We start from the raw sequence: 21,911 nt of genomic DNA on the forward strand, positions 1-21,911 counted from the left end.
CGCAGGCAAGCCAGCTCCCACAGAAAAGCAGCTCTGTTTTCGCTCTGGTCTTTGCTTTTGCTTTTAACACTCAAGCCGGCCGGTAGGCCGCTGTGCTCTGCTTTTGATCTGCTTTTGATTTTGATCTGCGGGCCCCGTCAACCACGATGGCCGCAAGCAGGCACGGTGGAGCGGGTAAATCGGCAAGGATGCCGATTTAGCCGCGCCGGGCCATGGATGGCCCGTCGCGGCGGCCCGCGGAGCCGGGCCGGAGTGCGGGCATGCCGAGCCTAGGCGAGGCACCGAGTGGTGGGGCAAAGACCTTTTGGTTACTTTTGGGGCGTTTGCCAAAAGTGACCCGCTGTAAGAGCGGAACCATAAGCCGCCGTTACCTAAATAACGGATATGTACACAACATACCTAACCCAAAACCTCACAACCCTAACGCAACCCACTGAATCCAAACCATAAAAAAACGGCGCTCACGGGGCGCCGTTTTTCACATCCGCAGCGAACACCCTTTAGTAGTAGGCGTTTTCTTTCTGCGTATGATCAGTCACATCCCGCACACCCTTGAGCTCCGGAACCCGCTCAAGCAGCGTACGCTCAATCCCCTCACGCAAGGTCACGTCCGCCTGGCCGCAGCCCTGGCAACCGCCACCAAACTTCAACACAGCAATACCATCATCCACCACGTCAATCAGACTCACCTGACCACCGTGGCTGGCCAGCCCGGGATTGATCTCGGTCTGCAGGTAATAGTTGATGCGCTCGTTAATCGGGCTATCCGCATTAACATTCGGCACCTTGGCGTTCGGCGCCTTGATGGTCAGTTGGCCGCCCATGCGATCCGTGGCGTAATCAACCACCGCATCGTCAAGGAACGCTTCACTGAACGCATCGATATACGCGGTGAAGCTTTTCAGCCCCAACGCGGTATCTTCAGGTTTTTCTTCTCCCGGCTTGCAGTAGGCAATGCACGTCTCAGCGTACTGGGTGCCGGGCTGGGTGATAAAGACGCGGATGCCAATGCCCGGGGTGTTCTGCTTCGACAGCAGATCAGCCAGGTAATCGTGGGCGGCGTCGGTAATGGTTATGGCGGTCATGGAAACTCCTCGCAGGCTTGCCGGCAGTTTACGCCAAATTATTACCGAGGTACAAAGTCCTAGTATTTTTGTCGGGAAAGAACCAACCGTTCGTCGCCATCGAACCAGCCTTTGAGCCGACGATAACTGCCCTTTTCCAGCCAGTGATAGCTGGCCAACGACCCAAGGGCGATCAGCACCACGCACACGCCGAGCATCACGTAGGCGTTAACCCCATAACGCTGGGCGACAAAACCACCCGCCGACAGCACCAGCACGTGCATCAGATAGACCGAATAGGAACAATCCCCCATCACCTTGAGCAGCCGGCTGCGCTCGAAATAGCGTTCCATCGAGATACAGGCCACCACCAGCACCGCACTCGGCAAGCCCCAGGTCAGGGCGCGAGGTGATGCCGGCCAGTGATAGATCGCCAACAATGCCCCCGCAATCCCCAGCAATGGAAGCCACAGCCCGGGGCGAATCCAGCCCTTGCGATACAGCATGCCGATGCCAATTCCCAGCAAGAACTCGTACACGATGTCCGAACGATAAAAATCGCTGATCCAGCCAAACGACGTCCACGCCTGGCACACCGCGAACAACAACGCGCCCACCACCAGCACCCGCCACTGCCGGCGAAACAGCAACGCCCACGCAAACAGCACGTAGAAGAGCATCTCGTAGTTCAGGGTCCAGCCGACATTCAAGGTCGGGTACACCCCATAACCACCGGGATTTTCGGAAGGTATGAACAGCAAGGACATCAACACATGGGCCGCATCGACGCTCTGGTCCGGCAACACCGGCCGCGCAAACACCACCAGCAGCGCCATCAACAGCGTGTAGAACCAGTACGCCGGGACGATCCGCAGCAGGCGATACACCAGGAATCGCCAGGGCGGCAGCTGTTTGTTCTCGGTGGAAAGGAAGATCACCAGACCACTGATCACGAAGAACACATCCACGCCCGCCGCGCCCTTGTCGACAAACAGATGCCCCAGCGCCGAATCAGCCTGGAAACCAAAGAAAATCTGCATGAAGTGATGACCCACCACGGTCCAGGCCGCCAGGGCGCGCAGTGCCTGTACTGAAATCAACATCGTCGACCCACTCTCCCAACCCTCGACACCGGTTATTCAGGTGCCTATGGCTTGGGACAGCCGTCGACGGTCAAAGGTCGATCAAAGATTCTCGTAGCGGTTCATGTCCAGCACGCCCTCTTCCACCGGCGTGGTTTCGCGGATGTACTGCGACAGGTCGTGGAAGTACTGCCAGAACTGCGGGTGACTGCGGCGGATGCCCCAGCGGTCGACAATCTTCTCGAAGCGATTGGCGTCCTTGGCATTCTCCATGGCAGCGACAAACTCCGGCACCTGCTGCGCCGGAATGTTGAACATGAAGTTCGGGTAGCTGCTCAGCACGCCGGGATAAATGGTCACGGTGTCCAGGCCCGGCTGATAGCGATAAGCCTCACCGAGCATAAAGGCCACGTTGCTGTGGGCGCGGTTGCGCAACAGGCTGTACATCTCACGTTTGCCGCTGCGGGTTTCGATGCGCAGCATGGTCGCTTCCGGCAACAGGTCGATCACCTTGAGCCCCGCCGCCGGGCGGTTGGTCAGGCGGCTCAGGGCCTGTTCGGCGTCCTGCAACGCAGGGTCAATGCCCGGACGCGAGCAATAGGCGCTGACGCAACGGTTGATCGGGTCCGGGCTGGCGTTCAGGTCACCGTAACGGGTCAGCAACTGGTTGGCGAAGTCGCGCTTGGGGTCCTTTTCATCGAGCTTGAGGCCCGTGGGCTTGTCATCGTCGATGGCTTCATAGTCCAGCCACAGCTTGACCTTGCCGCTGTTCTGGTACCAATCGTCAAGGAAGTCATCCCGCGAATCCGCCGGCATCAGGCGCAGGAAGTTCTGCTCGGCACCGTTGCGGATCAGGTCGAAATACAGGCGCGTCTGGGCCTGATGGGAAACGTTGCCGAACACATCGAAATTCACCGCCAACTGGTAGTAGGTGCGCTCCAGCAGCGGATAGTCGAACAGCCACAGGGTTTGCGGCACTTCGCCAATCAAGCCCTTGGTCACCGAGGCGCTGTCGAAGTGACGGAAGATGCTCAACAAGGCGTTGTCGTTGCCCGCCCACAGGCTCGACCAGCTCGGCGGCGGCAGGTCGGCATAACTGTCCCGGCGCAACGCTTCGTACTCGTTGCGCTTGTCGCGGTATTTGAGCCAGAGGCTGAGCACGCTGCCCACATCATCAATCTGCCCCGGCATCGCCAGCAACGGCGTGGCCTGGCCGCGGTACCGGGCATCGGTGATATACAGGTCGTGGTCGGGGTCCTGGAACAGGGTCCAGAAGTTGTCGCGGATCACGTCCGTGGCGATCTGGCCCCGGCATACCGGCCCGCGAATAAAGGTGCGCACGAAGTATTCGGCGTTATCCAGCATGAACTGGTAGCGCGCCTTGGCCGGAATCGCCTCGAAGGTCTCGAACGGGTTCGCACGCCGGCCCGGCCCGTAGCCCGGCAAGGCTTGCACCTGCCAGTCATCGGTATAGAACAGCGACTTGATCCGGGCCATCTTCTCGGCGCTGAACGGATAGGTGATGTGAGTCTTGTGCACGATCACCCCCTGCACCGGCCACAGGCGGTAGTACACCTGGGTGCCCGGGTCGTCGTTGGGGCGGCGGGTGTTGATCAGGTCGATCGGCTGCCCGCTCGGGGTGCGCGAGCGTACCCACTGGAAGAAATGCCCCGGCTCGCCGCCTTCAAAGTAGATGTGAGCAAGGAACAGGTGCTCGAACAACCAGCGCGCCACCAGGCTTTCCCGGGCCCCGGGCTGGTTGAACAGGTTTTCCCATTGCTGCACTTGCAAGGCTTCCTTGGCACTCGGGGCCAGGCCTTGTTCGTCGATCGGTGCGCCGGAGGCCAGCCAGCGTTGCAGGGTCTGGTACTGCTGGTCGGTCAGGCCGGTGACGGCCAGGGGCATGCCTTCCTTCGGGTGGTTACCTGCGTAGGCGTTGAACTCCCCCGGCATCGGGCAGGTGTTTTCGCGGCTCAGGCCCAGCACGATGTCGTCGGGCAGCTTGGCGTTGGGCGCAAGCGGCGCGTTATGCCCCAGCTCCAGCATGCGCGCCATCAGTGCGGCCTGGCTGCCCTGGGCGTCGAGTACCGAGTAGAAATCCTTTTGCTGCCAGGCGGCTTTGCCGAAGGCGTCATAGAACAAACGGGTGGGCTGGCTGGCCTGGCTGCGCTCGCCGTCGTACACCGGCACCTTGGTCGCGCCACGTGCGGCGCCTTCGGCACTGCCCAGGTTGAGCTGGCAGGCCGAGTCGTAGCAGGCGTGGCAGGCTACGCATTTCTCGGTGAAGATCGGCTGGATGTCACGGGTATAAGAGATCGCCGGGGCGGGACCTTCTGCCTGTGCGGTGAGGGCGAACAGCGCAAACGCGGCGCTGACGATGAGGCGAAGTGACATGTTTCCGGTCCCGATTCAATGCGTGCAGTGAAAAACCCGTCGATTCTACCGATGTAACGCCCCCGCCAACATGAGCGATATTCATGCAAACCCAGCACATGCTCTAAAAGCGCACAGGTTTGTTATGATCTTCGCCCTCCGTAATACCTGACCAGAGTAGTCCCATGCCCGATCGTAGCGCTCGTCTGCAAGCCCTCCACCAAGCCCTCAAGGAACGCATCCTGATCCTCGACGGCGGCATGGGCACGATGATCCAGAGCTATAAACTGGAAGAGCAGGACTACCGTGGCAAACGCTTCGCCGACTGGCCGAGCGACGTCAAGGGCAATAACGACCTGCTGGTGATCACCCGTCCGGACGTGATTGGCGGCATCGAAAAAGCCTACCTGGATGCCGGCGCCGACATCCTGGAAACCAACACCTTCAACGCCACGCGCATTTCCATGGCCGACTACGGCATGGAAGACCTCGCCTACGAATTAAACGTAGAAGGCGCGCGCCTGGCGCGCAAGATCGCCGACGCCAAGACCCTGGAAAACCCGGCCAAGCCGCGCTTCGTCGCCGGCGTGCTCGGTCCGACCAGCCGTACCTGCTCGCTGTCGCCCGACGTAAACAACCCCGGCTACCGCAACGTGACCTTCGATGAGCTGGTGGAAAACTACACCGAAGCCACCAAAGGCCTGATCGAAGGCGGCGCCGACCTGATCCTGATCGAAACCATTTTCGACACCCTCAACGCCAAGGCCGCGATCTTCGCCGTACAGGGCGTGTTCGAAGCATTGAACGTCGAACTGCCGATCATGATCTCCGGCACCATCACCGACGCCTCCGGCCGCACCCTGTCGGGCCAGACCACCGAAGCCTTCTGGAACTCGGTCAGCCACGCCAAGCCGCTGTCCGTGGGCCTGAACTGCGCACTGGGGGCGAGCGAGCTGCGTCCATACCTGGAAGAGCTGTCGAACAAGGCCAACACCCACGTTTCCGCCCACCCGAACGCCGGCCTGCCCAACGAATTCGGCGAGTACGACGAACTGCCGTCGGAAACCGCCAAGGTCATCGAAGAATTCGCCCAGAGCGGCTTCCTGAACATCGTCGGTGGTTGCTGCGGTACCACCCCGGGCCATATTGAAGCCATCGCCAAGGCCGTGGCCGGTTACGCACCGCGCCCGATCCCGGACATTCCGAAGGCCTGCCGCCTATCGGGCCTGGAACCGTTCACCATTGATCGCAACTCGTTGTTCGTCAACGTCGGCGAGCGCACCAACATCACCGGTTCCGCCCGCTTCGCCCGCCTGATCCGTGAAGACAACTACACCGAAGCCCTGGAAGTCGCCCTGCAGCAGGTGGAAGCCGGCGCCCAGGTGATCGACATCAACATGGACGAAGGCATGCTGGATTCGAAGAAGGCCATGGTGACCTTCCTCAATCTGATTGCCGGCGAGCCGGACATCTCCCGCGTGCCGATCATGATCGACTCCTCCAAGTGGGAAGTGATCGAAGCCGGCCTGAAGTGCATCCAGGGCAAGGGCATCGTCAACTCCATCAGCATGAAGGAAGGCGTGGAGCAGTTCATTCACCACGCCAGGCTGTGCAAGCGCTACGGCGCGGCGGTAGTGGTGATGGCGTTCGACGAAGCCGGCCAGGCCGACACCGAAGCGCGCAAGAAAGAAATCTGCAAACGCTCCTACGACATCCTGGTGAATGAAGTCGGCTTCCCGCCGGAAGACATCATCTTCGACCCGAACATCTTCGCGGTCGCCACCGGTATCGAAGAGCACAACAACTACGCCGTTGATTTCATCAACGCCTGTGCCTACATCCGCGACGAGCTGCCGTATGCGTTGACCTCCGGCGGCGTGTCCAACGTGTCGTTCTCGTTCCGTGGCAACAACCCGGTGCGTGAAGCGATCCACTCGGTGTTCCTGCTGTATGCGATCCGCAACGGCCTGACGATGGGTATCGTCAACGCCGGCCAGCTGGAGATCTACGACCAGATCCCGGCCGAGCTGCGTGACGCGGTGGAAGACGTGGTGCTCAACCGCACCCCGGAAGGCACCGACGCCCTCCTCGCCATTGCCGACAAGTACAAGGGCGACGGCAGCGTCAAGGAAGCCGAGACCGAAGAATGGCGTGGCTGGGAAGTCAACAAGCGCCTGGAACACGCGCTGGTCAAGGGCATCACCACCCACATTGTCGAAGACACCGAGGAATCCCGGCAGTCGTTCGCGCGCCCGATCGAGGTGATCGAAGGCCCGCTGATGTCCGGCATGAACATCGTCGGCGACCTGTTCGGCGCCGGCAAAATGTTCCTGCCCCAGGTGGTGAAGTCCGCCCGGGTGATGAAGCAGGCCGTGGCCCACTTGATCCCGTTCATCGAGCTGGAAAAAGGCGACAAGCCGGAAGCCAAGGGCAAGATCCTGATGGCCACGGTGAAGGGCGACGTGCACGACATCGGCAAGAACATTGTCGGCGTGGTGCTGGGTTGCAACGGCTATGACATCGTCGACCTGGGTGTGATGGTCCCGGCCGAGAAAATCCTGCAGGTGGCCAAGGAACAGAAGTGCGACATCATCGGCCTGTCCGGGCTGATCACCCCGTCCCTGGACGAGATGGTGCACGTCGCCCGCGAGATGCAGCGCCAGGATTTCCACCTGCCGCTGATGATCGGTGGCGCCACCACTTCCAAGGCCCACACGGCCGTGAAGATCGAGCCCAAATACAGCAACGACGCGGTGATCTACGTCACCGACGCCTCCCGCGCCGTGGGCGTGGCGACGCAGTTGCTGTCCAAGGAATTGAAGCCGGCATTCGTCGAGAAAACCCGCCTGGAATACATCGACGTGCGCGAGCGCACCTCCAACCGCAGCGCGCGCACCGAGCGCCTGAGCTACCCGGCCGCCATCGCCAAGAAGCCGCAGTTCGACTGGAGCAGCTACACGCCGGTCAAGCCGACGTTTACCGGCGCCAAGGTGCTGGACAATATCGACCTCAACGTCCTGGCCGAGTACATCGACTGGACACCGTTCTTCATCTCCTGGGACCTGGCCGGCAAGTTCCCGCGCATCCTCACCGATGAAGTGGTGGGTGAAGCGGCGACGGCGCTGTACGCCGACGCACAGGAAATGCTCAAGAAGCTGATCGACGAAAAACTCATCAGCGCCCGCGCGGTGTTCGGTTTCTGGCCGACCAACCAGGTGCAGGACGATGACCTGGAAGTCTACGGCGATGACGGCCAGCCGATTGCCAGGCTGCACCATTTGCGCCAGCAGATCATCAAGACCGACGGCAAGCCGAACTTCTCCCTGGCCGACTTCGTCGCGCCCAAGGACAGCGGCGTGACCGACTACATCGGTGGCTTCATCACCACCGCTGGCATCGGCGCTGAAGAAGTGGCGAAGGCCTACCAGGACGCCGGCGACGACTACAACTCGATCATGGTCAAGGCCCTGGCCGACCGCCTGGCCGAAGCCTGCGCCGAATGGCTGCACCAGCAAGTACGTAAGGAACACTGGGGTTACGCCAAGGACGAAGTGCTGGATAACGAAGCGCTGATCAAGGAGCAGTACAGCGGTATCCGCCCTGCCCCGGGTTACCCGGCGTGCCCGGATCACACCGAGAAGGCCCAGTTGTTCCAACTGCTGGACCCTGAGGCCCAGGAGATGCACGCCGGCCGCAGCGGCGTGTTCCTGACCGAGCACTTCGCGATGTTCCCGGCAGCAGCCGTCAGCGGCTGGTACTTCGCTCACCCGCAAGCGCAGTACTTTGCGGTGGGCAAGATCGACAAGGACCAGGTCGCCAGCTACACCGCCCGCAAGGAGCAGGACCTGAGCGTGACCGAACGCTGGCTGGCGCCGAACCTGGGTTACGACAACTAAGTCGTGGCGCGCTGACCCGGGCGTCCAGCCGGCTGGGCGCCCGGGTCAGATCCCCAGATCCCTCCTCGCCCGCCCCGAAAGCCTGAGCGCCAGTGCCTGTTGCTCGGCGAGGTTTTCGGTATCCAAGGCTGCAACTTCGCTCAGGTACTGGGCACTGAGGTCCGGGTGAAGCTCCTCCAGGGCATCGACCTTGACCTGATGCGCCTGGGCCAACACCGAAAACTCTTCGGGGTACAGCTTCTGCAAGTAGCTGACCCAGTACGGGCGCTTGACCAGCTCTTGCATAAACACCGGGGTGCTCTCTCTGGCCATAATGGCGGTATACGCCTGATCGATATTGGCCTGGGTCACCCGGGACAGGTTGCGGTACAGCATGGTGGACGGTTGGTGAGGCAGATCCAGGCGTTCGGCCAGGCCGATGCGGTAGGCCAGGCGAATTTCCGCCGGATCGATGCCGGGGCTGCGGTTGATCGCTTCGCCAGCAATGCGCTCCGCTTCATCGAGACGGATCATGCGCCGGGCCAGGTTGAACAGCGTGGTGCCTTCCTGCCCGGGTGCAAGGGCCCTCAGGGCCTTGAACTCATACACGCTGACTTCAAGATCACTGAACAGGAGGATCCAGCCGTCACCACAGGTAGCCCTTACCCGCATCGCCTGGGCCTGGCCAAATAGTTGTTCGCGCAAGTGCGGGTATTGCTCCGCCGCCTCAAGCACCGCCCACACCCGGCGAGTCAGGTCGGCGCGGTCGTGCAAGAAATCCTGGGCGTTCTTCAACTGGGAAATGATGTAGAAAAAGTCTTCGCTGTTTTCGGCCTGTTTGAGCACGCTCCATACCCGGTGACGGGCTGAATCGGCGGCAATGGCCGGGAACCATTGGGCCTTCTGTTGTTCCGGGGTCAAGAGTTCAGGGTGGATGTCCGACCCGGAACTGCTCTCGGTACTGTGGTAACCCTCCAGTGCGTCTTCCAACTCCTCAGCCGAAAACCCCAGGCCACAGTCGGTCTGCTGCTGGTAGGCGCACAGGCGTGCCAGGTCTTCCTCGACCAGGATGTTATCGGACAGGTCAGTGCCCCACATCAAGGCGCTGTGCCGGGGCAGCAACGCGTCTTCAGGGATGGTTTCGATACGGTTACTGCGCAGGTCCAGGTGGCGCAACTGTGCAGCCTGGAGGACACCCTGCGGCCACGCCAGAAGGTTATTGCCACGCAGTTCCAATGACTGCAATTGAGGCAGGCTGCTGATGTCCAAAGAATCGAGGACATTCTCACTCAGGTCCAGGCGCTCCAGCGCGGTCAGCCGATTGAGCTGGCCCTGCAGCTCGCTGCGATAGCGCAGTTCGTTATGGCTCAGGCGCAGCTCGGTGAGTGTCGAGCATTCGCCGACGGCGTCGGGCAGGCTCATCAGGCCATTATTGTTGAGGGTCAGGGTACGCAGCTTGGGAAACGCCCGCAGGAACGCATTGGAGCCCTGCTCAGTGAGCTTGACTGCGTTGAGGTTCAACACCCTCACATGGGCCAACGGCTCGGGTAACGCCGGCAGGTCACCCAGATACAGGTCGTTCAATTGAAGGACCTCGCGCCCGTCGCCCGGCGCAACCTCGGGGTGCGCCCGCAAGGTATGGCGCCAACTGTCGATAAGCCTGTCGGCCGCGCGACGACGGTCCACGGCGCTGACCCAACCGCCGCCCAGGCGATAAGCACGAATATCGATCCACTCGTTCAACACCCGCACCATACCCCGGTAGCCCGTGCGCCACCGAACCAGGCATGCCTCGACCTCCAGCGCGCCCAGGCCAGTGGCAAGCAGTTCGTCAATGCGCCGCACCGCATCGCGGGTGGACAGCGCAGGGTCTATTTGTCGCAAACGTTGCGCAGGTGTCGACCGAACTTCGCTGGCAGATACGTCCACCTCCAGTGCAAGGAGCAGATCGGGACTGTCTGTTACCTCCTGGGGAAAATATTCCGGGTCGCCTCCCGTTCTACCCTCCGCCAGCCCCTCGCGAGGAATGCCCAAGGGCCTGTCCAGGTAAACGCTCGGACCAAAAACCGGTTGCATTGCCGGCGCGACGTTCAACGGGTTGTCGTGGTAGGTGCGCAGGGCAAAACGCTGTATGTCGGCACAGGCGGGCAAGGTCAAGCGACAACCTCGCACGTTGCTGCTGAGCATCAGCAGGTCATGGCCGGTCAGTGCCGCCTGGGGGATCGTGGTAATTGCGCTATAGCTCAGGTCCACTTGACGCAGTTCGGGCAATGTCAGCCAACCTGTCGGCCAGGCGGTGGTCGCGGTGTGGCTCAGGCTCAGGCTGCGCAACTGGTTAAGCCCGCTGACATCCAGGGTACCCACACGGTTGTAGTCCAGGTTCAACCCTCGAAGCGTGACCAGGGCACTGAGGCGCCGCTGTATCGCGTCGGTGATCGTCAGTTGGTTGTGCGCCAGGTCCAGCTGCTTGAGAGACCTCAGCTGCGTCAGGGACTCAGGCAGGTCCATCAGGTTGCTGCGACTCAAGTCCAGGCCAACGACCTGGGTAAACTGCAGGAGAAAATCGTTCAATGCCGCCACTGAAACCCGGGTGCCTGCGAGGTTCAAGCGCTGCACGTGTGCAAACGCTGCGGCCGGCATCAGCGGCAAATCCCCCAGTATCGTACCCGACAGGTCCAGCATGACGCCCTCCGAGGCGACTGGCGAAGAAGGCCCGGCCACCTCACGGGGGGAGGCAAAACGCCGGTCGAGCCCATCACGCCAGTAAGCCATGAGCTTGTCTGCCGCACGTTGACGATTGAGCGGGTCCACCGGTCGCCGGTCGACCTCCACTTCTCTGCCCTGCCACTCTTCCAGCGCCTGTTGCAACGTTGCATGTTCATCCAGCAAGGCATGCACACGGGTCAACTTGGCGTCACTGGTCAACCGATGGCGCCGCAGGTACGCCAAGGCACTGGGCGCAAACGCCGGGTCGCTGTCTTTCAGGCGTCGCAACGCGCCCTCACAATAAGCGTCCACCATCAGCACCTCATCCACCAAATGCCCCGGGTGGCCCTTCACGTGTTGGTACGCCGGCATGAACGCACGTCGCTCAAACGCTGACCAATTGAGGGTAAGGCCACGCCACAGGCGCTCATGGCCCTCAAGCATTGCCGCCGGCACCGTATTTATCCCGGTGCCCAACAGGTCGAGCGTCTCCAGTTTGTCCAACGTCAGAACGCCCACCGGCCACTCTTTCAGGGCGCCCGCCACCCGCAAGGCAAGCAGCTGTTTCAAGCCACTGACATCCAACGCGTCCAGCGCGCCCGTCAGGACTAACCGGCGCAATTGGCTCAACGTGTTAAGGCGTTGCAAAAAGACCGGCGAGTAGGTCAAGCCCCAGCCGTCGATCGACAACTCTTCAAGCTTGGGAAACAGCCCGAGGCCCGCGGCAATCGCTTCGACATGGGCGGGCTCGGTAAACACATTCAGGACTTCGACGTTGGAGAACTGCTGCGCAAGCCTGGTGCCCTGGGCGCCCGCCAGGGTTTCGCCGCTTACGCCCAACCCTCGCACATGGGAAAAATCAGCATCCAGCGCCGGCAAGTTACCGGCCTTGCCCAGTGACAGATAGGCATGGGGCTTCAGGCCCCGGTACGCGCCTTCGCGCCAGCAATTGATCAGGGTGTCTGCCGTATGTTGTGCCCCCGCCTGAGCACTGTTTTGCGTCACCCACTGATCCAGGGTCATGCGTAACCGGGTCAGTTCGCGCTCGCGGTTGCCTATCAACTCATAGATCTGTGGGGGACGCTGGCCGGCCTGCAACAGACTTTGCACAAACAGCTGGGCCGCCTCATCGCTGAGGTTGGGGTAAACATCGCGAACCCTGGCCGCCAGGGCGATATCAGGTGTTTGGACCGTACCCCGGCCGCTCAGGGCATAACCTAATGACCCGCTCGCCAGACGCAACGCCGGGCGAGCCATGGGCGCGCGTATCTTCAGCACGGCGGCCATTTCGAGGCGGTGTGCCGTGGCATACCGTGCCAGGGTTTGCTGCAAATCGACGTCCGCGCTGGCCAGCGGCAAACCCAGTGACTGGCGCAGGGTCACGGGCAAGGCATGGACGATTGATGGGTAGAAATTACGACTGCCGGGGACCGGACTGTAAAGAGGAGCCCCCTGCAGGTCGTAAGCCAGGAATGTCTCGCCTTTTTTGACCAGGTAACGGCGCACTGCCGCGTCTTCAGGCCCAACCTCAGCCAGCAAGCGCCCACTGGGGTTGTCGGCGCGCAGTTCCAGGCGCAGCGTGGGAGACCAACCCGGCAATTGCTGCAAGCAATGCAACGCCAGCCGGTCACTGTCCAGGCTGGCGAACGCCGGCAGGTACAAGCCGGCCAACGCACTGCTCAGGCGACGTTGCTGTACCGCACGCCGCGCCAGGTTATCCAGGCGCGGCGCAACACCGGTTCGGCCCAGTATCTGCAGGCGTTCCTTATCGCTGGCCGTACTGATAATTTCGTTGATCGCGCCTCGGGACAAAGAAGCAAAGCGGCGCTGCAACACTGCGCCCTCGGGGGACAGCAGTACAGCCTGTGGCGGCGCGCCGCGAAACAACTGCAACGTATCGGCCAGCACGGCAGGCATCGGCAAACCATCTATGTGGACCTTGCGCAACAGGTCATCACTGATGCCGCTGATGTCGCCAAGGGCGCTCAACGTTGCATCGCTGATTCCCTGGGTTTCATGACCCAGGCGCCTCAGCAAGGTCAGGCGGTCCCATTCCAGTGGGCGTTCATGGGTATGGCGCCAGGCACCCGCCTGGTTGTGCTCGAGGATCGGCTGGTACGCAGCCGGATTGTTCGGATGCTGGATCCGCCATTTTCGAGTCCGCGCATCAAAAGCCTTTTCATAAAGGCCCTCACCCAGACGCACGTACATCTTGCCGCCCTGCGCGTACTGACCCTGGGCATTGGGCTTGAGTGATGCATCCAGAACGGTATGACTGCGGTAGGCCGCAAGGTCGGGTTTCCACAGGCGCCTTTCGCCGTTCGGCAACTTCACCGGCACCAGCCCATCGACCCATTTCGACACCTGGATAGCGGGCGCCCGGCCAGCGAGGGCTGCCGCCCCGCCCAGGGTGGCCATGAACCCGAGATTCAGCGCCACCGACTCCAGGTGCTCCCATGCCGCATCCATATCGCCCTCCTGCCAGGATTCGATGCCGTGATAGACCTCCAGGCCCAACTGAATCGCCGTGACCGCCAACAACAGCTCCCCCAGGCCGGGCACCATGAATGCGGCCACATTCAATGTGTTCAAACCCATGCTCAACCAGTGAGCATGGCGTGCCTGTGCGGCTTTTCGATCAGCCTCCGCAGTGGGCACCGCCAGGGCTCTAGCATTGTCCTTGAGGCGCTGTACATGCCGCTCGTAGAGCGCGCCGAACAACTCCCCCTCGATCAACCGTTCTCGCCGGTTCAAGTTGATTTGCTCGTCGTAGACCTGCTCCTTGTAGCCTCGCGGGTTCCAGGTGAATGTGTAGAGTTTTTCCTTGAGGCGCTCAAGGAACTGCGGCGCCTGTTGCTGAGGTACCAGGCTGGCAAACAACTGCTGATAGGCAGGTGAGCGCAGGTTCACCGCCAGTTCCTTGTCGAACGCCTGCATAGACGGGTATTCCTTGAGCGGGCACTGCGGCGCGCCCGGAATCCAGGCCACCACCCGCGTATCAGGCGCCACGGGAAGCAGCCCGCTCACACCTGCCCCAGGAAACAAGGGCGGGATCACGGACCGGGTCGGTGCGACACCCGGCCCGATCAGCAGCACCTCCCCCAGCTCGCAGCCCAGGATCGACAGTTGACCGAAACGTACGACCTCGCCATCCAGCAGCGGCCGCGAAGTACCTGCCAGCACTTCACGCAACATGAGAAACACCGCCGGACCGATGTCGCCCTGCGCCCATGCGGCATACAGGCGTACCGTCAGCAGGTCTTTTTGCGCGCGAATCATCTGCTCCCGCACCACGGCCCGAGTGGCAGCGGCATCGAACACCTGCGCCAGGTGGGCCTGGTATTGCTGCCCCAGGTCCAGGGTGCGGCACAGGGTGGAAAAGGTTTGTGGAGTCATCGACAGGGTTGCGCTGTAGCGATAACGCGCCGCACGCGAGCCATCCGCCCGCGCCTCGCCGTAGTACTCGGTCAGCAGCGCACCTTCCGGCGCCAGGGCGCTGGTCTGTTCGAGGGCGATATCGGTGAAGTCTTCATCGCCCTCGAAGTTCAGCAACGCTGCCTGCAACAACGAATGCTGCTGCGGGGCCTGGCGATACCGCAGGTAATGCAGCTGGTTTTTGTTGACGTCCGGGGCCTCGCCCATCGCCTCGCGCAACGCCGCTTCCAGCTTGGGCTGGGCGAATTCGACAATGCCTTGCAGCGCGCCAAGGCCCTTGGCCAAGGCTTCGCGGGACTGACGGCTGGCCTTGCGACTGTCATCGAGTGCCTTGTTCAATGCGGGCGAGAGCGGGACCTTGGTGGCAGGCCGCTCCCTGCCGGGCAACAGTCCATGTTTGAGCCGGCGCACATCGACGGGGGCCATGTGGGCAACCCACGTGGGCAGACGTGCCTTGATCAGGGCGGTGTGCAAGCTTTCGTCCGCGAGGGCATTAGGTGGAGTAGACATGTGCGGCTTCCTGAGAACGCTTTTGGGAGGCCCAGTACAGCGAACAGGCGAGCGCCTTCGCAGGTAGATAAATGTTTTTGTGCACCTTGGCGCCGAACCTGGGTAACGACCACTGAGGCGCGGCAGGCCCGTTTCCGGACCTGCCGCCGGGGCACAGGCTGTTATAGCCTCAGTGCTGCTCTCTCCCGCTCGGACAGGCGAATCAGCAGGGCCTGGCGTTGCTCAATCCTTTGCTTGGCCAATACCACGGCTTGCGCCTCGTACTGCGCACCAAACGCCGGATAGCGATCCTCCAGGGCTTCAGCCTCGCGGGCCTGGGTCTGGGCCAGCGTCGTAAAGTCAGCCGCGTATTGCTTCTGCACGTAGTCGACCCAGTACTGGCGCGTGACCAGATCGGCCGTGAACGCCTCGGTCGCCTCCCGGGCGATGATGCTGGCGTAGGCCTGGTCGATATCGGCCTGTTTCACTTGGGAAAGGTTGCGGTACAGCATGCCGGACGGCTGGCGCGGCAACTCCAGGCGTTGGGCCAGGCCGATGCGGTAGGCCAGGCGAATTTCCGCCGGGTCAACACTGGGCTTTAGGCTGACCACGCGGCTGGCGGTGGCTTCAGTCTGTTCCAGGCGGATCATGCTTCTGGCCAGCTTGAACAGCGCCGCGCCTTCTTTTCCGGGCTCCACGGTTTCCAGGGCCTTGAACTCATAGACACTGACTTCAAGGTCGCTGAACAGCAGGATCCAGCCGTCACCGCAGGTCGCGTTGATCCGCATGCCGCGAGCCTTGCCGAACAGTTGCTCGCGCAACGCCGGACGTTGCTCGGCGGCCTCCAGCACCTCCCATACCCGGCGCGTCAACTCAGGGCGGTCGGTGATGAAGTCCTGGGCGTTTTTCAGCTGGGAAATGATGTAGAAGAAATCCTCACTGTCGTCAGCGCTCTTGAGCGACTCCCAGACTGCGTGTTTGCTGGAGTCGGCCGCCACGCCAGCAAACCATTGGGCTTTCTGTGCTGCGGGCGTCAGCAGCTCCGGATGCAGCTCACCGCTCAGATCCGCTTCCTCGTGACTGGTACTGAGGAGGAAGCCATCGAGCTCGCGATCAATTTGCTCCCGGGTATAACCCAGGCCGAACCCCGTTTCCTCGAGGAAGTCGCTCAGGCGCTCGAACACGCGTTCTTCCAGCCCGTTGTCCGTCAGGTTGGTGTTGCTCATCAGAAGGTTGTGGCGAGGCAACAGGGCATCGTCCGGGATGGTCTCGATCTGGTTATTACTGAGGTCGAGGGTGCGCAGTCGCGGCAGTTCCAATGCCCCGGCCGGCCATTCCTCCAGGACGTTGTTGTGCAGGTCCAGGTTTGTCAGCCCGCGCAGGCCGCTGACATCCAGGCTGGCCAGGGTGTTTTCGCCGAGGTCGAGCCATTCCAGCGCGTTTAACGGGCCAAGCAGTGCCTGTAGCTGCGCAGCGTCGCGCAAATCATTGTAGGTGGCTTCGAGATGAGTCAGCGCCGTGTATTGGCTGATCACCTCGGGCAGGTGCGCCAGGCCATTCTTGTTGAGCACAAGCCGGCGCAGGTGGGGGAAACTGCCCAGGAACCCATTGGACCCCTGCTCCGTCAGCTTCACCTCGGTGAGGTCGAGCACGCTGACGTGGCTCATTGAAGCCGGCAACGTCGGCAGGTCGCCCAGATACAACCCGGACAGGTCCAGTACCTCGCGCCCGTCCACCGGCGGCACCTCGGGCCGGGCACGCAGGTTGTGGCGCCAGCTTTCAAGGAGCCGGCCGGCGGCACGACGACGGTCGAGGGCACTGACCCAGCCGCCCCCCTCGCGATAACCCTCGATGTCGATCCAACTGTTCAACACCCGGCTCAAGCGTTGATGCTCGGCGTGCAACTGCACCAGGCGTGTGTCGACGCCGGTGGCGCCCAGGCCGGCGACCAGCCATTCATCAATGCGCGCCACCGCCTGGGCACTGCTCAAGGCAGGATCCAGTTGTTGCAGGCGCGCCGCCGGAGTGAGGCGTGCTTGCGCGTCGACGTTCTCGACGTGCAGGGGCAACAGCAACTGGCCGGGGTCGTCCGTGACCCTGACCGGGAAATACTCCGGATCGCCGCCGGTCCGGCCGATGCGCAGCTGTTCCTGGGGAATGCCCAGCGGCTTGTGCAGGTAGATTTCCGGCCCCACCAACGGCAGTAATTCCACATCAAGGCCCAATGGATTTTCCCGCAGGGTGCGTTGCGCAAAGGCCAGGATGTCGGCGCAGGCCCGGGCATTCAGTCGGCAACCCCGCAGGTTGCTCTTGAGCATCAGCGTGTCGTGGCCGGTGAGCGCCTGGGCGGGCACCCGGGTGATAGCGCTGTGGCTCAGGTCCAGGCTCTCCAGGACTGGCAAGTCCAGGACACCCTCGGGCCATTCGGTGATTCCAGTGCGGCTGAGGTTCAAGTGGCGCAAGGCGTTGAGGCCACGCAGATCCAGGCTCGCGACACGGTTGTATTGCAAGTCCAGGGTTTCAAGAGCCGTCAGGCGGCTCAAGCGTTGCTGGATGGACGGGATGATGCTCAGTTGGTTGTGGGAAAGATCCAACTGGCGCAGGGCGGTGAAGTTGTCCAGGGCCGAAGGCAGCTGTGCCAGGTTGCTGGCACTGAGGTTCAAGTCTTCAATGGCGTTGAATGCGCCGAGAAAGTCATTCAGCGCCTCAATGGAAACCCGGGTGCCGCTCAGGTTGACCTGTTTGACATGGGCGAACGCGGCCGCCGGCAACCCGGGCAAGTCGCCCAGCACGCCCCCCGACAGGTTCAGTGTGGCGGTCGGCAGGTTGGAGCGCGCCGACATGCCCGACGGCGCAAACCGCGGCCCCAGGCCTTCACGCCAACTGTCCAGGAGCCGCTCGGCGGCGCGCTGGCGGTAAAAGACATCTACCTGCCGGCGGTCAACCCGCAACTCCCTGGTCGCCCACTCCTCCAGGTCCCGGCTCAGGGCGAGCTGTTCGTCGAGTACCTGGTGAGTGCGGGCCAGTATCTGTTCAGTGGTCAGACCCTGCTGCCGGAACTGAGAGACAACGTCTATGCCAAACCCCCAGCGCACGTCTTTCAAACGATCCATCACGCCCTCACAGTAACCCCGCACCAGGGCTTGCTCATTGAGCAGGTGAGCCGGATTGCCCCGCACATGTTCATACACCGCCATGAATTCCCGGCGGTCAAACGCGGCCCACCGCAGGTTCAAGCCGCGCCACAGGCGTTCATGCCCGATGAGCATCGACGGGGGCACCGAACGGATGTTTGTTCGCCACAGGTCGAGCCTCTCAAGGTGCTCAAGTGACGCCACCCCCTGTGGCCACTCCTGCACCGAGCCCTCCATGCGCAGCGAGCGCAGGTGCGTGAGGGCGCTGACGTCCAGGCGTTGCGAAATGCCCTCGATGCTCAGGTGCTGCAAACGCTCCATTCCCCCCAGGCGTTGCATAAACGCAGCCGGATAGGCCATATTCCGGCCGCCTAACGTCAACTGGGTGAGCCCGGTAAAGCGGTTCAGTCTGTCGACCAGCTCGATGCCTGGCGTTGCCTCAAGGAATACATCAAGGCGTTGCACGCCGCAGAATTGCTCAGCCAGCCTTGTACCCTGCTCACCCGATAAGGCCTCGGCTCGCACACTCAGCGACTGCACATGGGAAAAGTCTGCGCTCAGCCGCGGAAGGTCCGTCACGCTGCCCAGCGACAGGGTGCTCAGCGGCGGCCGCTCGCGGTAAATGCCCTGGCGCCAGCAACTGATGATGTCGGCCGCCATCCGTTGCTGATCACTGACCCTACCCGGCTGTGGGAACGCAGCGGCGGTCCACTGATCAAGCTCTGCCTGCAACAGGTCGAACTCACGCTGGCGGTTTCCCAACAGGGTGAAGATCTGTTGGGCGCTTTCACCGGCCTGCAATCGGCTCAGGACAAACTCGCTGGCCTGCCCGGCGTTGAGGTTCGGATAGAGCGCCTGCACCCTCGCCGTCAGCGATGCATCCACGTCAAAGCCTTTGCCCCGACCGCTCAACGGGTAACCCAGGACGCCCCCCGCCCCTGTCAACACGGGTCGCGAACGCGGTGCGCGCAGGCCGAGCACATTGGACATTTGGCTACGGCGGCGGGTGGCATAACTGGCCACCGCCTGTTGCAGTTCCCGGTCCAGGGTCGCCACGGGCATGTCCAGGCCAGGTCGGGCCGCAGCGGGGATCGCATGCACGACGGACTGGAAGAAATTACGCCGCCCGGTGGTCCGGCTGTTCAGCGCGACAACCGCGCTCGTCGTAGGCCTGGAAGGCTTCGCCCTGCTTGACCAGGTATCTGCGCAGCGGCGCATCTTGCGGGCCAATGCTGTTCAGTAACGGTCCTTCGACAGCCTGAAAGCGCACTTCCAGGCGCAGATTGGTGGGCCAGCCCGGCAAGTGTTGCAGGCAATGCAGGGCCAGGCGGTCCGTGTCGGCACCGGCGTCGGCCTGGCGATGCAGCCCCGCCAGGGCACGGCTCAGGCGGCCTTGTTGGACTGCGCGGCGAGCGGCATTGTCCAGGCGCGCCGAGGCTCCACGCTGACTGCGCAGTTGCAAGCGCTCCTGTTCGCTGGCGGTATCAAGAATTTCCTGGATGGCTCGCCTCGACAATCCAGGGAAGCGCCGTTGCAGCACCGCCTCTTCGCCAGCCAGCGGCGCCGTATCCGCCACTGGCTGGCTGCGGAACTGCTCCAGGGTATCGGCCAGCACGGCGGGCAGCGGCCTGCCTTCGATATACGCCTTGCGCAACACGTCATCCTGGACCCCACTGATATCCCCAATAATGCCCAGTGTCGTATCAGAGAATTCTTCAGTGGCAGGCCCCAGTCGTCGCAGCAGGGTCAGGCGGTCCCAGTTGAAAGGCTGCTCATGCACATGCCGCCAGGCACCGGCGTTGTTGTGTTCAAGGATCGGTTGGTAAGCCTCGGGATTTTCCGGGTGTTTGATCCGCCACTTGCGGATTCGGCTGTCGAAGACCTTTTCATGCAGGTTTTCGCCGATACGCACGTAAATCTTGCCGCCTGTCTCGTACTGGCCCCGGGCATTGGGCTTGAGAGCCGGGGCCAGCACCACCTCGCTGCGGTACGGCGCCAGGTCCGGTTTCCACAGCCGAGCCTCACCACTGGGCAGTTTGACCGGTACCAGGCCATCCACCCAGCGGGACACCTGGATTTTCGGCGCGCGACCGGCCAGGGCCGTCGAACCGCCGAGGGCGGCCATGAAGGCCACGTTCAGCGCCACCGACTCCAGATGTCCCCAGGCTGCATCGATGTCGCCTTCCTTCCACGCCTCGATGCCATGGTAGACCTCCAGGCCCAGCTGCACAGCCGTAACCGCCAGCATCACCTCCCCCAGGCCGGGCACGACAAAGGCCGCCACGTTCAGCACATTCAAGCCAATACTCAGCCAATGTTCGTGGCGTTCCTGGGCAGCCTTGCGATCCGCCTCGGCGGTGGGTACGGCGAGCGTTCTGGCGTTATCTTTCAGGCGTTGCAGGTGGTTGTCATAGAGCGCTCCGAACAGCTCGCCACTGATCAGGCTTTCGCGGCGCGCCAGGTTGATGTTCGGGTCGTAGATCTGCTCCATGTAGCCTCTGGAGTTCCACTCGAAGGTAAAGAGCTTGGTCTTCAGTCGTTGCAGGAAAGCCGGGGCTTCGTCTTGCGGCACCAGGCTGGCAAACAGCCGCTGATACTCCGGGGAGCGCAGGTTGATCGCCAGTTCCGCCTCGAACGCCTTTATCGACGGGTATTCCTTGAGCGGGTACAACGGCGCACCGGGGATCCACGCCACCAGCCGCTGGTCGGCCGCGGCCGGCACCAGCAACTCCCCTAGCGAGGCGCCGGGCACCAGCACAGTGCCCCAGCCCAACGGCTGCCGGGCATCTGCCATCGCGCCGACGCCCGGCCCGATCAGTACGACTTCACCCACCTTGCAGCCGAGAATCGCCAATTGGCTGCAGGCAACGGGCTTGCCATCCAACTGCGGCCGTTCGGTACCGGCCAGCAAGGCGTTGAGCATGGCATAGGCACTGTCGCTGACTTCGTTCTTCATCCGCGCCGTGTGCAGCCTGACGGCCAGCAGTTTCTTGTGCGCGTCGATCATCTGCTCGCGCACCACGGCCTTGGTGCCCGCCTCCTCGAACACTTGTTGCAAATGCGCCTGGTATTGCCGGCCCAGGTCCAGCGTGCGGCAGAGCACGGCAAACTGGTCCGGGGTGACGGCGAGCTTTTCGCGGTAGCGATAGCGGGCCCGGCGTGAATGGTCGTTCAGAATTTCGCCGTAGTACTCGGTGAACAACGCCCCTTCGGGGGCCAGCGCGCTGGTTTGCTCAAGGGCGATATCGGCAAAGTCTTCATTGCCTTCAAAGTTGAGCAATGCTGCCTGCAACAGCGAATGCTGTTGCGGCACCTGACGGTAACGCAGGTAGTGCAACTGGTGCTTGTGGACGTCCGGTACCTCACCGAACCGTTTGCGCCAGGCGTCTTCCAGCAGCGGCTGGGCAAACTCGGTGATGCCCTTGAGGCCGTCGAGAGTCTTGGCCAGCCGCTCGTGGGCGCGGCGACGGGCCAACTGGCTGTCGGCGAAGGCCTGGCGCAACCCCTGGGGCGCGTTACTGAGCCAGGCAGGTGGTGCATCCTCGGGGACGCGCCCGGGCAGCAGGCCCGGCTTCAAGCGTCGGATGTCCGCAGCCGCGCTGCGGGCAATCCAGCCGGGCAAGCTGTTCTTGATCAATGCGGTGTGTAGCCCCTGCTCTGTCGGGGCGGGTAAGGTTGGCATGCGCTCGTTCCTGATGACTCTGTTAAGGAGTCCCAGTACAGCGAACGGGCCAACCGCCAGGGCGGTAGATA

7 protein-coding genes are annotated in these 21,911 nt (G+C 62.4%); 1 reads left to right on the forward strand and 6 read right to left on the reverse strand.

The features are described 5' to 3' along the window. Positions 1-500: 500 nt before the first annotated feature. From nfuA to QF039_RS14900, 3 genes are all read right to left on the reverse strand, one after another. Positions 501-1,085: a Fe-S biogenesis protein NfuA gene (gene nfuA / locus QF039_RS14890; RefSeq protein WP_003210817.1), complete on the reverse strand. Its 585-nt coding sequence runs from the start codon at positions 1,083-1,085 to the stop codon at positions 501-503. A gap of 59 nt (positions 1,086-1,144) precedes the next feature. Next, the gene (locus QF039_RS14895; protein ID WP_307519148.1) at positions 1,145-2,167 is read right to left on the reverse strand and encodes an acyltransferase; all 1,023 of its coding nucleotides are present in this window, start codon (positions 2,165-2,167) and stop codon (positions 1,145-1,147) included. Positions 2,168-2,248: 81 nt separating this feature from the next. After that, the gene (locus tag QF039_RS14900; protein ID WP_102604655.1) at positions 2,249-4,540 is read right to left on the reverse strand and encodes a fatty acid cis/trans isomerase; all 2,292 of its coding nucleotides are present in this window, start codon (positions 4,538-4,540) and stop codon (positions 2,249-2,251) included. A gap of 164 nt (positions 4,541-4,704) precedes the next feature. Here QF039_RS14900 and metH point away from each other — a divergent pair, with 164 nt between their 5' ends. After that, complete coding sequence (metH, locus tag QF039_RS14905; protein WP_307519153.1) at positions 4,705-8,415, forward strand: methionine synthase; 3,711 nt, start codon at positions 4,705-4,707, stop codon at positions 8,413-8,415. A gap of 45 nt (positions 8,416-8,460) precedes the next feature. Here the strand turns inward: metH and QF039_RS14910 are convergent, their stop codons facing one another. From QF039_RS14910 to QF039_RS14920, 3 genes are all read right to left on the reverse strand, one after another. Next, a complete protein-coding gene (locus QF039_RS14910) occupies positions 8,461-15,045 on the reverse strand; it encodes an NEL-type E3 ubiquitin ligase domain-containing protein (protein WP_307519155.1) in 6,585 nt (2,194 codons plus the stop codon). 161 nt (positions 15,046-15,206) lie between these two features. Next, on the reverse strand, positions 15,207-19,214 hold the full coding sequence (locus tag QF039_RS14915; RefSeq protein ID WP_307519157.1) for an NEL-type E3 ubiquitin ligase domain-containing protein: 4,008 nt from the start codon (positions 19,212-19,214) through the stop codon (positions 15,207-15,209). 61 nt (positions 19,215-19,275) lie between these two features. Further along, entirely contained in the window at positions 19,276-21,840 is a 2,565-nt protein-coding gene (locus QF039_RS14920; RefSeq protein ID WP_307519159.1) for a dermonecrotic toxin domain-containing protein, read from the reverse strand. Positions 21,841-21,911: the final 71 nt, after the last annotated feature.

It is taken from the genome of Pseudomonas sp. W2I6 (assembly GCF_030815935.1).
GTDB lineage: Bacteria > Pseudomonadota > Gammaproteobacteria > Pseudomonadales > Pseudomonadaceae > Aquipseudomonas.

What these genes read in the sequence shown, in the direction of transcription:
- nfuA (WP_003210817.1), bottom strand. Translation starts at nt 1,085, where the DNA reads ATGACCGCCATAACCATTACCGACGCCGCCCACGATTACCTGGCTGAT.
- QF039_RS14895 (WP_307519148.1), bottom strand. Translation starts at nt 2,167, where the DNA reads ATGTTGATTTCAGTACAGGCACTGCGCGCCCTGGCGGCCTGGACCGTG.
- QF039_RS14900 (WP_102604655.1), bottom strand. Translation starts at nt 4,540, where the DNA reads ATGTCACTTCGCCTCATCGTCAGCGCCGCGTTTGCGCTGTTCGCCCTC.
- metH (WP_307519153.1), top strand. Translation starts at nt 4,705, where the DNA reads ATGCCCGATCGTAGCGCTCGTCTGCAAGCCCTCCACCAAGCCCTCAAG.
- QF039_RS14910 (WP_307519155.1), bottom strand. Translation starts at nt 15,045, where the DNA reads ATGTCTACTCCACCTAATGCCCTCGCGGACGAAAGCTTGCACACCGCC.
- QF039_RS14920 (WP_307519159.1), bottom strand. Translation starts at nt 21,840, where the DNA reads ATGCCAACCTTACCCGCCCCGACAGAGCAGGGGCTACACACCGCATTG.